Origin of the sequence: Shewanella donghaensis (assembly GCF_007567505.1) — a bacterium.
Classification (GTDB): domain Bacteria; phylum Pseudomonadota; class Gammaproteobacteria; order Enterobacterales; family Shewanellaceae; genus Shewanella; species Shewanella donghaensis.
This window is the reverse complement of the sequence record NZ_CP041783.1, coordinates 4339558-4354180: the sequence shown is the minus strand read 5'-3', so window position 1 is coordinate 4354180 and position 14623 is coordinate 4339558. Positions and strand designations below refer to the sequence as shown.

Below are 14623 nucleotides of genomic sequence, written 5' to 3'. Positions count from 1 at the left end.
AGAAATATCATTCTCATAAAAATTTTGCGGAGTTAAACATTGATTTAACTTCGCTTTTTTATAGTTATTTATTACACCCATCATAAAATATCCAGTCAAAAACTCTGAACTTTCATTTACACTGTAAATTGGAGTAAATATTCAAAAAAGCCAACTATACTTATAGTCATTCGTTCACAATTGCTTTTTAATCATTTATTGGAATATTTAAAGGATGTTTTTATGCCACCTAAAATGACGCCAAATGACTTCATCGAAACAAAAGCCCCGCAATTGGCATACTTTGGCAAAGCCTTTCTGGATAACCAGTTAGAGCACAATGAGATCAAGTTATACATGTGGGATGTATTAGAAGAATGGCAAGCCATCAGTTTAGATCAAACACCAGAAGCTGCGACCCCAACTGATACCGAGAAAGTATTCTGGCATTTACTCCATTGTTTTGATCAATGGCCAGATATGGTCATTCGCGGTAATCAATACTTGCGCCAACAAGTTCACGACTGCTGCGATTACATCAATATTGGTGGCAAAATCCCTGATGGATGTATCGGAGTAAGACCAACAACTTAACGATTCATTACTCCAACTTCAATTCATCTGCTATACCTTAAAATTAGCCACAGGAATGGCTTGAACCATTTAGCTGCGCCCCTTAAGCTAGAGCCATTCTCCTTTACTCTGTTGCCTTATGTCAGAACTGTTAAGCCGAACCCGTGAAGCGTTGTCCGTTTATTACCATAAACGTGTTTTTATCTTATTGTTACTTGGGTTCTCGGCTGGTTTACCATTAATGTTGGTTTTTTCAACCTTAAGCTTTTGGTTAAGGGAAGCCGGTGTTGATCGTGCCGCTATTGGCTATTTTAGCTGGATTGCGCTGACCTATGCTTTTAAGTGGGCTTGGTCACCTTTAGTAGACCGCATGTCACTGCCAATATTTACCCGTTTGTTTGGCCGGCGAAGGGGCTGGATGCTGTTTGCTCAATTGTGCTTAGTTGGTGCCATTATGGGGATGTCTTTCAGTGATCCTTTGGTGGATTTAGAGCGCCTCGCCATTTGTGCTTTTTTGTTGGCTTTAGCTTCAGCCACTCAAGATATTGTGATTGATGCTTTTCGAATTGAATCTGCTCCTGAGAAAATGCAAGCTGCACTCGCTGCTGCGTATCAAGTGGGTTATCGAAGTGCGATGATTGTCGCTACCGCGGGCGCGTTAACCATTGCAGCTTGGGTTGATCCAGGCAATGATGGCTACAACCTTGAATCATGGCAAACTGCTTATTTTGCTATGGCACTGCTGATGTCAGTCGGCATATTAACCACCCTTTTCAGCAAAGAACCTGAAGTCGACACTAAGCAAGCAGAAGAACAAGAATTAGCACTCAAACAACAGTTTTCGGAAAAATACCCAGCTCAAATTGCAGCCCCTTTAGCCTGGTTATATAGTGCTAGCGTGTTACCTTTCATCGACTTTTTTAAACGTTATGGTAAAAGCGCTATTCTGATTTTGTTATTAATTTCCTGCTATCGAATATCCGATATTGTCATGGGAATTATGGCTAATGTGTTTTATGTGGATATGGGGTTCAGCAAAGAAGAAATTGCCTTTGTGAGTAAAGTCTATGGCCTGATAATGACTTTAGTCGGTGCCGCTTTTGGCGGATTATTAATAGTCCGTTATGGCACAATGAAAATACTCTTCCTAGGCGCGTTGTTAGTTGCTATCACTAACTTGTTGTTCGCTTGGCAAGCCTATATTGGCTATAACATGCCATTCTTAACCTTCGCGATATCAGTCGATAACTTTAGTGCTGGTATTGCTACTGCAGCATTCATCGCCTACTTATCCAGCCTCACAAGCAGTGGTTATAGTGCGACTCAATATGCGTTATTGTCCTCTATCATGCTACTGTTCCCTAAGTTTATCGCTGGATTTTCAGGGGTATATGTTGATGCCTATGGTTACGTAAATTTCTTTATCGCAGCCAGCTTAATCGGTTTCCCAGTATTGATATTAATTAGCATGCTACAACGCCTAACACCGCCTGATGATGCTCAAGTTGATACCGAACTATCAGCAGAACCCGATGGCAATAAGTGAACGATTCGGTTAGATAGTGATGTGGGTAACAGGATATAAAAATGCTGTAACAAGGCTTTGTTACAGCATTCAAACTAAACAAAACTTAGTTCCTGAAGCTAGTCTCTAAAACTAGTCTCTAAAACTAGTCTCTAAAGTTATTAAATTGAAACGGCTGGCCTAAGTCAGCTTCTTTCGCTAAACGCATAACAGCTTGTAAGTCATCACGCTTTTTACCAGTCACTCGAACTGAGTCACCTTGGATAGATGATTGCACTTTAATCTTGCTATCTTTAATCGCCTTAACTAACTTCTTGGCGATTAATGTTTCAATGCCTTCTTTAAATTTTACTCTAAGGCTGAATGTTTTACCGCTATGTACACTCTTGTCGTCTACATCCATCGCTGATGGGTCTACATTACGTTTACTGAGCTGAATACGTAAAATATCAACAAGCTGCTGGCACTGGAAATCATCTTCTGCTTTTAATGTTACGACATGATCTTTGTATTCAAAATCAGCTTCTTTACCACGAAAGTCAAAACGTCCTGCAAGTTCACGGCGTGAGTTATCAACGGCATTGCGTAATTCAACTTCATCAACTTCTGATACGACATCCATAGACGGCATAGTCATTCTCCAATAGATTATTTAGGTTTATTTTAACACTCTATCGCAATAGTCAAACCCTCCACAAAAGAGAAAACAATAATTAGATGGAATTTAATGACATTAGTCGCTGCATTTTTTATCATGACCCCACGCAAACACGATTGTAACGGGCTAGATAACCACAGCATGAAATTGAAATTATTTTTTACCGGCGCATTTGCTTTAGCTGTTTTGGTTGTCAGTTATTTAGTTTTCTCCAAGCCCAACTACCCAATCACGTTCTCAAATATGGATAAAGTCGGCCATACGGTTAGTTTTCTTGGCTTAGCATTTTTAGCTTACTTTGCGTTTAAGCCAAAGTGGTATTGGATGTGTTCGGTATTAACCGCTTATGCCATATTGATAGAACTAATCCAATCTCAAATTCCTTATCGAAGTGCATCGGTTGCTGATGTGGTCGCCGATATTCTTGGCATCGTGCTTTTTTATCTATTCTTATTTGTATTCAAAAAGTATCAAGCTGCTAGATTATTCTCTAAAGCATCGCCTTCATTTGGCTCAAATGTGACTAAAAAGAAGCGCTAACATGCCAAGTTCATTTGATAGCCTAGCCCATGTTAAATCCCTACAAAATGGGAGAACCGTATCTGACAAGGCACAAATTAAAAAGACGCAAACAGAGATTAAACACCATCAAGCAAATATCGCCATACTAGGTGCTGGCGCCATCGGGCTACTTATTTATACCCAATTAGCCAAATTCAGAGCGCCGCTATTACTGACAAGAAACACCATTGAATCTAATCGTTATATAACAGTAGAAACCCTTTCAGGTGAAATAAAACAGCAAGCTTGCCTTGAAGCCAATATTGAACAGCTAGAGCAAGCGGATTTAGCCAATATCGAATTGGTGATTATTTGCGTGAAGTCTTATCAAATAGCGGATGCGTTAAGTTCTCTGTTGCCTATCATTCCTAAAGCTTGTCATATATTACTGATACATAACGGCATGGGGCCTCATTTAGAGGCTCAAGCCATGCTAAAACCATATGATAAACTCAACCTTGGGATATCATTAGGCACAACATCACAAGCGTCTTTAAAGCTGTCACAGCGACACATTAGACATACAGGTAAAGGTAAGAGTGTTATAGGTCACTTAACTGGCTCTGCAATGCCAGTAGCGGTAATGAGTCAATTAATGTCATCGATTCCAGACATCAGTATTAAAGATGATATTTTAACGGCGCTGTGGCAAAAGCTTATCGTTAACTGCGCTATTAACCCGCTAACGGCAATCAATCAGTGCCCAAATGGTGAATTAGCTCAACAGATCTATCAACAACAAATACACGCAATAGCACAAGAGTGTATTACTGTCGCTAAAGCTGATGGCGTTAACCTTGATTTAGCCGATTCACTCTCAGTTATAGCAGACGTTATTCATCAGACTGCAGCAAACTCATCATCGATGAAACAAGATATTCAATTGGGCAGAAAAACAGAAATAAAGCAGATAAATGGTTATGTTGTGGCACGAGCCAAGTGCCATCAGCTTGCTGTTCCAGTCAATGAGCATATGCTCTGTAACATTAACGCACTTGAAGCCTTGCAGGGTTAATCTGCTGAATGAAACATTGGTTTTAATACTATCTATAAGCAAAAATGACCCTATTCAAGATGACGCTACAACAATTAATTCCCCCCACAACCAGCAGCATTGCTTTTAGTCATCGCGTTTATAGCTACTACTCTATTGCTATCATATTCATGCTTGTTAGTGTGTTGTTCATCGATCGCGCTTTGGCTGAATACCTTCATCAACTCAAGCCTCATTCTCCTATATTGAACACCTGTTATTTGTTGTTATCAAAAATTCCATTGGCACTTGAAGTGCTAGCCGGGGTCATTATCCTTTCAGGTTTATTCAATCAATACAGAGTAAATGTAAAGCAACTCATTAAGCCGATTATCTATGTCGTCATTGCAGCCTCCGTCATCAGAGTCAGTGCAAAAGTCATCTTTGGACGTACTTGGCCCGAAACCTGGACCAACAATAATCCTTCTTGGATTGAGCATGGTGTTGAAGCATTCTACCCATTTTCAATGTCAGTCAGTTATCACTCTTTTCCATCAGGCCATGCCTTATTTACTTTCGCATTAGCCAGCCTGTTTTGGCACTTTATGCCAAAACTATATTGGCTTTGGATAAGCTTGATGGTCGGTGTAATCATAGGGCAACTTGCTCAGAACTATCATTACTTAGGGGATTTACTTGCGGGAGCAATACTCGGAATACTGATAACTCAACTTGTGGTAAATCTGATTGATAAAAGAAAGTGAGCGAAGTAATTCTTAGCAAACTATACCAATAGAAAACTATACCAATAGAAAACCACCCATAAAAAAGCCATCGATAACAACAGATATTGGCTATCAGTGCAGTTATCAATGGCTTCAAAATTCATAGTGTTGAAGTTGAGCTTTAAACTCGGTTTGTAAACTTAGCCGATAAATTAAATATCAATCCCGAAACCAACCACAAATTGATAATCATCTTGTTTAGGTATATCACCCGAAGAGTCCGCTTGTGGCTTATTGGTGTGATCCCAAATAAACGATAAATCTAAATCAAACATATCAGTTAATTCTATTTCGACAGTCGCTAACGCATGGTGAGTATACCCACCCGATTGGTCATCACCATATTGCACGCGATAGGACGTTACAAAGTCGATATCACTGGTTATCTCAGTATCATAAACCGTTTCAATGACCACTGTTGCTGAGCTACTATTGGTATCCTCACCCGCTTCAACATTATTAAACTCTGTATAGGTATATGCGGGACCACCACTGATACTCCATTCTGTTTTAGCGTTATCAATAATGTTATAACCCAAACCCGAACCGACAGTCAGTTTATACTCAATATTGAGAAATTTATCGGTATAGATTTCGGCAAATACCGGTCGTAAATAAAACTGCTTTGATAAAAACCAATCAAAGTTAGTATTGATACGATTGTTGTTTATCTTCTCTTCACTATCAGACTTAGAATAATTACCAATATAATCAAGATTAAAACGTGACTCAGTGGTTCGTCTAACCGTTTTGGCTATGGCGTTATAATCAATTTGATCGGTATTACCAGAACGTAAATTGGCACCCAATGAAATTTTACTGGACCAATAATTAGACTCAGATTGAGTTCCTGCAATGATGGTCAAAATTTGTGATGTATCAAACTCTTGCCCATCTAAATAACTTTTACCATCTTGAACGACTAATTTACCACTTTGGGTCGATAAATCTAAAAATCCAATACTGACAATACCCGCACTTTGCAGCGCTTTAACATCTTCCCAATCAATATAAACCGTATCCAGTTCATCACTTTCAAATTCAAGTTTATCGTCATAAAGGTTTTTAATTTCGCCTTTGAGCAATTCAAGCGAAGAAAGCTGTAACCAATCGTATTGACTATCTTGAGGCATGACGAGTAATTCAGGCGTAAGCTGTTGAGAAGAAGATTCCTGTGAGGAAGGCTCCTGAGGAGAAGGTTCGGCAATAACGGTGGCACTGTATACAAGAGGACTAAACATTAACGACAAACTAGCGCAGCTTAAAGCTAAGCCATAAGAACGAACAAGGTGCTTCATAAAACTCTCCCTGAAAAGCGATTTCCTGTTTTACTTTAGGCCAGTATAGTATGAAAAAACAACAAATTAAAACCGATAGTCGGGATTATTTTTTTTATCTTTCCAAAGCTCTCTTTTAACTCCACATCACCAAAATTGCGGCTACAGCAATTAACACTAAGCCCAAAACTTCATTAATTCTAATTTTCTGTTTCAGCCAAAAAACACTAATTAACATAGTAAAAAACACTTCTATCTGACCCAACGTTTTTACATAGGGCACAGCTTGCAACGACATAGCACTAAACCAACCAATAGAGGCAATACAACTACACACACTAATGAGTAATGTCAGTTTGGGTCTTTGCCACAATGCCAAAAGTGTCATGCGGTCTTTGAGACCGAGATAGGTTACTAATATCAGCGTTTGTAATCCAATAACTGATACCAGCACCCAAGCCGCACGATGGGTAAATGGAATGGGATCTGACAAAGTAGCATCGGTTATCAACAGTAAACTAGCTTCTCTGACCCACAGTGAAGTAAAAGCAAACGCAACGCCACTGCCAATACCGATCACAATAGTATTAAGCGATAAACGTTTAACCCCGCGCTGGGTGCTCAAAAGCATCACAGCGACCGCGCCAATTATCACTCCAATCCAGCCTAATAAGCTCAGGCTAGTACCAAAAAACAGTACCCCTAAAATAGCCGCAACCAGCGCCTCACTTTTAGCCAGCCCTGCGCCAACGGCATAGTTCTTTAATTGAAATAGTTTAACCATCAAACCCGTAGCTAAGATTTGCATCAAGGATGCACCAATCACAAAGCCATAAAATTGATAGGTAAAGGTAGGAATACTGCTGGGTTGCAGTTGATAAAGACTGAAGAGATATATTGCAGCAATAGGCCCCGCCCAAATAAAACGCGCCAAGGTAACACCACTGACTTTCACTTGCTGACTCAGCTCACTTTGAAAAGCATTGCGCCAAGACTGCATAAAAGCGGCAAGAATAGTAAGTGCTATCCACATAGATATATACCCAATAATTCAGAGGTTTGAGGATTAATCTGATAACTAAATTGATGGCTAATTTAGAGACTATTTTTAAAGGCTATTAAAGTATCACAAACTGAGCAGCGGATTGTTGGTAATTTGTTCTAGCTTAGAATCACGAGATAGTTGGTGGCGAACATTATCATTTGTTCGCTTATACAGTTATTTGAAGGAGATAAATGATTTACGCCCAGACATGTTTCTGGGCAGAAACGAATTTGTAACGCCCTAATAGCTACTTATTCTACAGGCTCATTTTCAGCCTCGATTTCTATAAAGTCTTTTACTACATCATCGCCAATTGAGAAATTTATATTCAATGTAATATCTTGGTTTAGGCTAGGTATTTCAAATACTGAAAATTCACCTGAGATTTTATTTAGGTGAACACTACCAAAATTAAAATTATTTACACTACAACTCAACACTCTTGATAAATTAATATTCATAAATTCAGTTGAAGTGTTTTTTATTAAGTAATTGCAGAACTCCTTACCTTCCTCTGTTTCATTATGTTCACAGCTCTTTGAGAAGTTAGCCCAATCATTAATTAATATAACTTTTAGAGGTTTACCGGCTTTTGATTTACTAGCAAAGGAAATTAAGTGTTCGCACAACTTATTATCTTGCGCTGATGCAATAAATGGCATTCCAATAATTGATATTAATAAAACTTGAAAGTTACACCTAAACACTAGAAGTACCTAACGCTCCCATAAGCCGTGAGCAATGCTGGCGCAATTGGTTGCACCTTTTTTCATTTTTAATCAATGTAGTAGCATTGAGAATGAACAAGTGAGATCAGAGTAAACTTCAAATAAGGGAGTTGATTAGCACATCATTATTGAATGGCTTCATCCCTAAATGGCGCTCTCGATATTCTTATTCGAGATTAGCCAACTCTGCCCTTAAGTGGTTTTACTTTAAACTGATTTGTGGCTTTAATTCAATATTTTACTTAATGTATATTGGCTAGGTTAAAAAAGATTATCACTTCAATCTAACCCATTACCTGCCACAAGAGATATATAGCATATACAAATGTCGCGATCACATGGTCAATGGTGTTCCCGACATCATAATGACATTTCCCATATCCCTATGGGTCAGATATGAAAGAGCGACCTTATGTGCAAACACAACTGTGACCCACTGGAAGCTCCAGTTTTAGGTGAAAATAATAACCAAAATGGATTAAGTGAGTGAAATGATACTAAACAAAGGTAAATGGAAAGGCAAAAAGACTCTAGTTATATTGATTCTAGCTATAGTTCCTAATATTCTGTTTTTTGTCTATAAAGATGCGATTCTTTACGGTTATCTGTTTTATAGTCGCGATTATACAGAGGATAAAAAAAGAATATCACTTTCAGGAGAAATTAGGTCATTAGAGCTAAATGATTACTACATGGTTATTAAAGGGGAACCAGATGTAAAGTATTTTGTTTATGGTAGTTTATCTGCATTTCAAAATGGTGTTATCTTAATTGAGAGCATTACCTTTGATAAGAACAGTCTCATAAGAAAATTACGTTCCCAGCATTACATTAAAGATATTTACGCTACCAATAATTGCTCTGTATTTAAGTTTATTAAACCTTTCGAGGGTGTTGATTATAGTTATCTTGCATCGCTAGAGGGCATTCAAGCGGTAATATCATTTAATAGTAGCGATAAAAAAGGAAGTAGGGTTTCTGAAATATGCAATATTTTTAAACACTTAGATAGTTAGTTTGAATGCCAAAGAAAGCTATTGATAACAAGTGGGGTCAATACAAGCTTTAATAAGGTAGTTGGTTGGCTCATTATTATTGAATAGCTTCATCCCTAAATGGCGTTCTCGATGTTTTTGTTCGGGGTTACCCAACTCTGTCCTTAGGTGGTTCTACTTTAAACTGATTTATAACTTTTATTCATTGTTTAGCTTAATGTTTATTAGCTAGGTTATAGAAGACCATCACTTCAATCTAATCCATTGCCTGCCGCAGGCTTATGTGCAGATACAACTGCGAGACGCTGCAAGTACATCCCTGTAAGCTCTGCCAAAACAAATAACATCCATGTTAAACGGCCAGTTCGGCATCCATGCCTCTCGCTCAGAGCGTTTCACAGTGTGAAACTTCGCCATGTTTTGGAAGCTCGCTGCTGCATCTACACTGGGATTATTATCTCTTCGATTTGACTGTATTTGTGGCGATTAAAAAAGCTAAAAAGACCAAGAATCTAATCTGCTAAAAGACTCAATTTGAATTGAGGATGTTGAAGAAAATAGCGTGAGCCTGACAGGACGTCAGGCTAGCTTTCGTCGGGCCATGGATGGCCCATCGGAAGCGTTAGCATTTTCGAATAAGGCTGAAGCAGTCTACAAGCGAAGTAAGAAGCTGGATCAATCCCCATCGAAAATTATGCGCTTTTCAGCATTTTTCGTTAGGGGCGGCAGGGTGATTCAAGAGGGTATTGCTGTTGATACCCTTTTGGCCGGTGCAGGATGGAATCCTGCGATGTTAATCCAAACGGAGTTTGGAAATACTTAAAGAAAACTTGCGTTCAATACCTAGTATGGGCGAAGCGCCACGACCTTGATCTTATTACCAAGTAAAATACCAATAAACTATTTCTTACCCCATCCAAACAACGTTAAGTTCAAGCCACAAAAAAGCCCTGAACTTAATCATAAGTTCAGGGCTTTTAAAAAATCTCTTATCTACTTACTGGTATCAATTGGCTCAAATGACTTAACCAAATCATCAACCGCTTTCATCTGCTTTAAGTAGTTTTCTAACTGGTTAAGTGGCAATGCACACGGGCCATCGCACTTAGCATTATCAGGATCTGGATGCGCTTCAATGAACAAGCCTGCAATACCTAAAGCCATACCACTGCGAGCAAGTTCAGTTGCTTGAGCGCGGCGACCGCCAGCACTATCAGTACGTCCACCAGGACGCTGCAGCGCATGAGTCGCATCAAAGATTACTGGGTAACCTGATTGCTTCATTTCATCCATACCGAGCATATCAACGACTAGGTTGTTATAACCAAAGCTTGAACCACGTTCACACAATAAAATCTTGTCGTTACCGGCTTCATTAAACTTAGTCACGATATGACGCATTTCATGGGGCGCTAAAAACTGTGGTTTTTTGACATTAATAATGGCGCCAGTTTTAGCCATGGCCACAACTAAGTCAGTTTGGCGCGCTAAAAATGCAGGTAGTTGGATAACATCTACAACTTCAGCCACAGGCTGACACTGGTGGATTTCATGTACATCAGTGATGATTGGTACGTTGAAAGTCGACTTAATTTCTTCAAAAATCTTTAAGCCTTCTTCCATACCTGGGCCACGGTACGAATTTACAGACGAGCGATTGGCTTTATCAAAAGAGGCTTTAAATACATAAGGAATGCCAAGTTTTTGAGTGACTTCGACATAGTGCTCAGCAATTGACATCGCCAAATCGCGAGACTCTAATACGTTCATGCCACCAAATAAAACGAATGGTTTATCATTCGCAATTTCTAATGCATTTAAACCAATGACTTTTTGTTCCATAGTAATATCTCTTTGTAGTGCCAAACATGTGTTTGGCGTCATTCAATAATTTTTTAAACGGCAATAATCTGTAATAACTGCCCACATAGCCATGCCATATAAGTCCCTACAGCATAACCCAATACCGCGAGTAATACGCCAACGGGCGCAAGTGCTGGGTGAAACGCAGCTGCAACCACAGGGGCTGATGCTGCGCCGCCAACGTTTGCTTGGCTACCCACGGCCATATAAAACAGTGGCGCTTTAATCAGTTTAGCAACAATCAGCATAAAGCTCGCATGTACAAGCATCCAGATGATACCAATGGCGAAATACCACAAGTTTTGCTCATCAGCGAGCTTAGATACATCCATATGCAAACCAATGGTCGCGACCAGAATATATAAGAATGCAGTAGCGACTTTAGAGGCACCAGCTGCTTCTATTTTTCTCACTGGACTGAACGATAACGCGAGACCAATGGTTGTCGTAATCACCACTAACCAGAAGAACTTCGAGGTTAAACTGTAATCACGGGTCCAAGGGTAATTCACTTCAAAAAATGGCCCTAAGAAGTCAGCGGCGAAATGCGCTAATCCCGTCACACCAAAACCAATAGCCACAATCAGCATTAAGTCACGCAGCGATGGAATACGGGCATTTTCAGCATGGTACTTTTCAACTTTCGCTTTAAGTGCTTCAAGGGCGGTGGTATCAGCGCCTGTTTTTGCATCTATCTCTTTAGCGCGAGATGCCATTATCAGCAGCACAGCCATCCAAATATTGGCCACGATGACATCAACTGTCACCATCACTGAGAAGATATTACCGCCAGCTTCATATATTTCTTTCATCGACGCTTGGTTAGCGCCGCCACCAATCCAACTGCCAGCAAGCGTTGTCATACCGCGCCATACCGCATCAGGGCCATTGCCACCTAATACATCTGGATTGATTGCTGAGATAATTAATAACGCAATTGGGCCACCAATCACAATCCCCACGGTGCCCGTTAAGAACATGACGATCGCTTTAGGCCCCAAACTTAAAATAGCTTTTAAATCGACACTTAAAATCAATAGCACCAAACACGCAGGTAATAGATAACGTGAGGCAACAAAGTAAAGTTTTGAGGTATCACCATCGACAATACCAAAGGTATTCAATAGCGAAGGTAAGAAGTAACACAGTAATAATGCTGGAATAAATTTATAGAATTTGGTCCAGAATGGGTGTGATGATGAACTGGTATAGAAAACTAAACCGAGGATAACGGCTAACAATCCAAGCGCGGTGGCATCGTTAGTGACCATTGGGGTCGCTGTCATGAAAAATCTCCCTTGCAAATGCATTTCATAGTGAATTTATTATTTTTATAGGTGTACTTTTACGCGTACTTTAAAGTACTTATTATTATGGTTTTTTTATTATTTTTATTGTTTTAAATCATCGATTTATTGTAAAAACATATCGTTTTAAATAAAAAAATCAGGCTCATCAAATGAGCCTGAATTAACATCTATTTAGCGAAACTTAGTGATAAGTCTGTGGTTGTTGACTTAACTCTTTTAACTGCAGCTTTACAATTTCAGTGACAGGATCATGTGGACTACTATCAATAAAGTGCTGTAAGTCAGACATCGCCACTTGAATACACCCTAATTGTTGAGCAATAAAAGCACGCTCACGATTTAGGGTCACATCATCAGGATGCCACTGCAGCAGTAAGTTACAACACTCCATCGCTTGCTCGAATTTATTCGACACTATGCAGCCTGCTTTTAACTCATGCAGCATGCGACTGATTAAGCGCTTTAAGCTGGCCGTCTTTAGGTACTTTGGCTTTAACATTGCCGAGTTACCTAATTCTCCACGTACCAATGCATGTAACTGGTGGCGGCTTAATGACTGACCCGTTAGCGGATCAATATAAACCACTTTGTCGTTTATATTACTTCTCACTACCGTTTGCCCAGGTAACAGCACGGCCTCTAAACTGATATCAAGCTGCTTAGCCAATAGAATCATCACTGTTGCTAGTGTGGTGCTATTGCCTTGACGGCTCATAATACAGCTACCAAGATCGGCGGCTTCTACACTGAAGTAATCTTCACGGACGCAAAAACCTAAGTCGTCATAGAACCAACGTAATAAACCGTCAAAACGCTGTTGTTGATCTTCAACATGCAAGCTCATTACTGAACCCGCTATTTCATACCAAGCCCAGAGCGCTTTTTTTTCTTGTGAGAAACCTAGGTGTTGCGTTATTTCAAATGCTGTCTCAGGTATCTGAACAGCATCTTTCATTTGATGTTTAGCCATGAAACTCATTAACCCATTATTACAACTTGTTTAAAATGAGCCAGCCTGGCAGCCAATACGAGCCATCCGATAGCACCTAAAAAGGCGAATACCTTGAATAAATTGTTACGATTACTTTTAAGCGCCATGACGCCTAAACCGATGTAAGCTAAAACAGCGAGGAATTTTTCGGTCATCCAAGCATCAACAAAAGGATACTGTTTGATCATGAAGCACAACGTCAGTCCTGACAATAATAAGAAGGTATCAATCACGTGCGGCGCAACTTTAACGAATTTCTTATCTAAAATTGGAGATTTGCGCATATGCAGTACAAAGCGAGTGACAAAAAATACCACACTTAAAAGAATGAAAGTTAAGTGCGTGTGCTTAACAGCTGGATATAAACTGTAAAAGGTTTCCATTATTGTTTTTCTCTTTGAGCTACAGATAAAATGGCCGCTAGTTTACTCGATCAAGCGGCTTCATAGCAATGTTATGAAATGAGCCTTAGTAAGGCATTGATTACAGCAAGTTACTTTATTTAATTTGATTCCATTGACCTAACGTACAACGGTCATTACTGCCAAAATCTCTGACTGTGGCGACATTGTCATAACCCAAATCAATCAGTTTTTGCCTGACTGTTAAGGCTTGCTCAAAACCATGCTCGAGCAACAAATATCCACCTTCAGATAAATGCTTTGGTGCATGCTTGGCAATATGAAATAAATCAGCAAACCCTGCTTCGCCAGCCGTTAACGCACTTGATGGTTCAAAGCGCACATCGCCCATTGACAGATGTTCATCTGTTTCATCGATATAAGGAGGATTTGATACGATTAACTGAAATTGTTGTTGTTCAACGGCGCTAAACCAATCAGATTGCAAAATCTCGACCTGAGTGAGGTTTAGGTTTTGACGATTAGCTTTGGCCAACTCCACCGCTTCAGCAACTTTATCAACTGCGGTAACTTGCCATTGGGGTCGCTCAGACGCTAATGACAATGCAATAGCACCGGTTCCGGTACCTAAATCAAGTACGCGAGCGGTTGCAGCCAAAGGTAAATTCAAGGCGGTTTCAACTAATATTTCAGTATCTGGGCGCGGGATCAACGTGGTCGAGTTAACAATAAATGGCAGTGACCAAAATTCGCGTTCGCCAATAATGTGCGCCACTGGCACGCCTTGATTACGCTTTTCAATCATCACTTTATAAGCTTTAAATTGATCAGCGGTAAGCACTCTTTCTGGCCAGGTATAAATGAAACTGCGCTGCTTATTGATGCAGTGCAGAAGCAAAGCTTCTGCATCAACATTGGCCGATTCAGATGAATCGACCAATTGGCTATAAGCCCACTGCAAAGACTCCGCAATGGTAGAGAAAGAAGACTGTGACAAG

16 protein-coding genes are annotated in these 14623 nt (G+C 39.8%); 7 read left to right on the top strand and 9 right to left on the bottom strand.

Going from position 1 to position 14623, the window contains the following annotated elements; translation table 11 throughout:
- Window positions 1-234 precede the first annotated feature (234 nt).
- Both FPK91_RS18590 and FPK91_RS18585 read left to right on the top strand, forming a co-directional pair.
- Window positions 235-573 carry a hypothetical protein gene (locus FPK91_RS18590; protein ID WP_144214580.1) on the top strand — a complete coding sequence of 113 codons (339 nt, stop codon included), beginning with the start codon at window positions 235-237 and terminating at the stop codon, window positions 571-573.
- Window positions 574-691: 118 nt separating this feature from the next.
- Window positions 692-2098, top strand: a complete 1407-nt coding sequence (locus FPK91_RS18585; protein WP_144213206.1) for an AmpG family muropeptide MFS transporter — start codon at window positions 692-694, stop codon at window positions 2096-2098.
- A 124-nt stretch (window positions 2099-2222) separates the two neighbouring features.
- On the opposite strand, the gene FPK91_RS18580 is transcribed toward FPK91_RS18585, so the two are convergent.
- Window positions 2223-2708 carry a YajQ family cyclic di-GMP-binding protein gene (locus tag FPK91_RS18580; protein WP_144213204.1) on the bottom strand — a complete coding sequence of 162 codons (486 nt, stop codon included), beginning with the start codon at window positions 2706-2708 and terminating at the stop codon, window positions 2223-2225.
- A gap of 123 nt (window positions 2709-2831) precedes the next feature.
- On the opposite strand from FPK91_RS18580, the gene FPK91_RS18575 reads away from it, so the two are divergent.
- From FPK91_RS18575 to FPK91_RS18565, 3 genes are read left to right on the top strand one after another with little or no spacing between them, the layout of a single operon-like run.
- Window positions 2832-3275 carry a VanZ family protein gene (locus tag FPK91_RS18575; protein ID WP_264371796.1) on the top strand — a complete coding sequence of 148 codons (444 nt, stop codon included), beginning with the start codon at window positions 2832-2834 and terminating at the stop codon, window positions 3273-3275.
- A 1-nt stretch (window position 3276) separates the two neighbouring features.
- Entirely contained in the window at window positions 3277-4311 is a 1035-nt protein-coding gene (locus FPK91_RS18570) for a ketopantoate reductase family protein (protein ID WP_144213200.1), read from the top strand.
- A gap of 44 nt (window positions 4312-4355) precedes the next feature.
- Window positions 4356-5033, top strand: coding sequence for a phosphatase PAP2 family protein (locus tag FPK91_RS18565; RefSeq protein ID WP_227006621.1), 678 nt, complete (start codon window positions 4356-4358; stop codon window positions 5031-5033).
- Between the two features lie 173 nt (window positions 5034-5206).
- Here FPK91_RS18565 and FPK91_RS18560 read toward each other — a convergent pair whose 3' ends face one another.
- From FPK91_RS18560 to FPK91_RS18550, 3 genes are all read right to left on the bottom strand, one after another.
- A complete protein-coding gene (locus tag FPK91_RS18560; protein ID WP_227006620.1) occupies window positions 5207-6352 on the bottom strand; it encodes a DUF481 domain-containing protein in 1146 nt (381 codons plus the stop codon).
- A gap of 115 nt (window positions 6353-6467) precedes the next feature.
- The gene (locus FPK91_RS18555; protein ID WP_144213198.1) at window positions 6468-7364 is read right to left on the bottom strand and encodes a DMT family transporter; all 897 of its coding nucleotides are present in this window, start codon (window positions 7362-7364) and stop codon (window positions 6468-6470) included.
- Between the two features lie 263 nt (window positions 7365-7627).
- On the bottom strand, window positions 7628-8038 hold the full coding sequence (locus tag FPK91_RS18550; protein WP_144213196.1) for a hypothetical protein: 411 nt from the start codon (window positions 8036-8038) through the stop codon (window positions 7628-7630).
- Window positions 8039-8586: 548 nt separating this feature from the next.
- Here FPK91_RS18550 and FPK91_RS18545 point away from each other — a divergent pair.
- Both FPK91_RS18545 and FPK91_RS18540 read left to right on the top strand, forming a co-directional pair.
- Window positions 8587-9120, top strand: coding sequence for a hypothetical protein (locus tag FPK91_RS18545; protein ID WP_144213194.1), 534 nt, complete (start codon window positions 8587-8589; stop codon window positions 9118-9120).
- A gap of 541 nt (window positions 9121-9661) precedes the next feature.
- On the top strand, window positions 9662-9922 hold the full coding sequence (locus tag FPK91_RS18540; RefSeq protein WP_144213192.1) for a hypothetical protein: 261 nt from the start codon (window positions 9662-9664) through the stop codon (window positions 9920-9922).
- A 170-nt stretch (window positions 9923-10092) separates the two neighbouring features.
- Here the strand turns inward: FPK91_RS18540 and kdsA are convergent, their stop codons facing one another.
- From kdsA to prmC, 5 genes are all read right to left on the bottom strand, one after another.
- Window positions 10093-10941: a 3-deoxy-8-phosphooctulonate synthase gene (kdsA, locus tag FPK91_RS18535; protein WP_144213190.1), complete on the bottom strand. Its 849-nt coding sequence runs from the start codon at window positions 10939-10941 to the stop codon at window positions 10093-10095.
- A gap of 53 nt (window positions 10942-10994) precedes the next feature.
- Window positions 10995-12248, bottom strand: a complete 1254-nt coding sequence (locus FPK91_RS18530; RefSeq protein ID WP_144213188.1) for a DUF819 family protein — start codon at window positions 12246-12248, stop codon at window positions 10995-10997.
- Between the two features lie 205 nt (window positions 12249-12453).
- Complete coding sequence (locus FPK91_RS18525) at window positions 12454-13242, bottom strand: SirB1 family protein (protein ID WP_144213185.1); 789 nt, start codon at window positions 13240-13242, stop codon at window positions 12454-12456.
- A gap of 8 nt (window positions 13243-13250) precedes the next feature.
- Window positions 13251-13646 carry a SirB2 family protein gene (locus tag FPK91_RS18520; protein ID WP_144213183.1) on the bottom strand — a complete coding sequence of 132 codons (396 nt, stop codon included), beginning with the start codon at window positions 13644-13646 and terminating at the stop codon, window positions 13251-13253.
- 115 nt (window positions 13647-13761) lie between these two features.
- Window positions 13762-14622 (bottom strand): peptide chain release factor N(5)-glutamine methyltransferase, encoded by an 861-nt coding sequence (gene prmC / locus FPK91_RS18515; RefSeq protein WP_144213181.1) that lies wholly within the window; start codon window positions 14620-14622, stop codon window positions 13762-13764.
- Window position 14623: the final 1 nt, after the last annotated feature.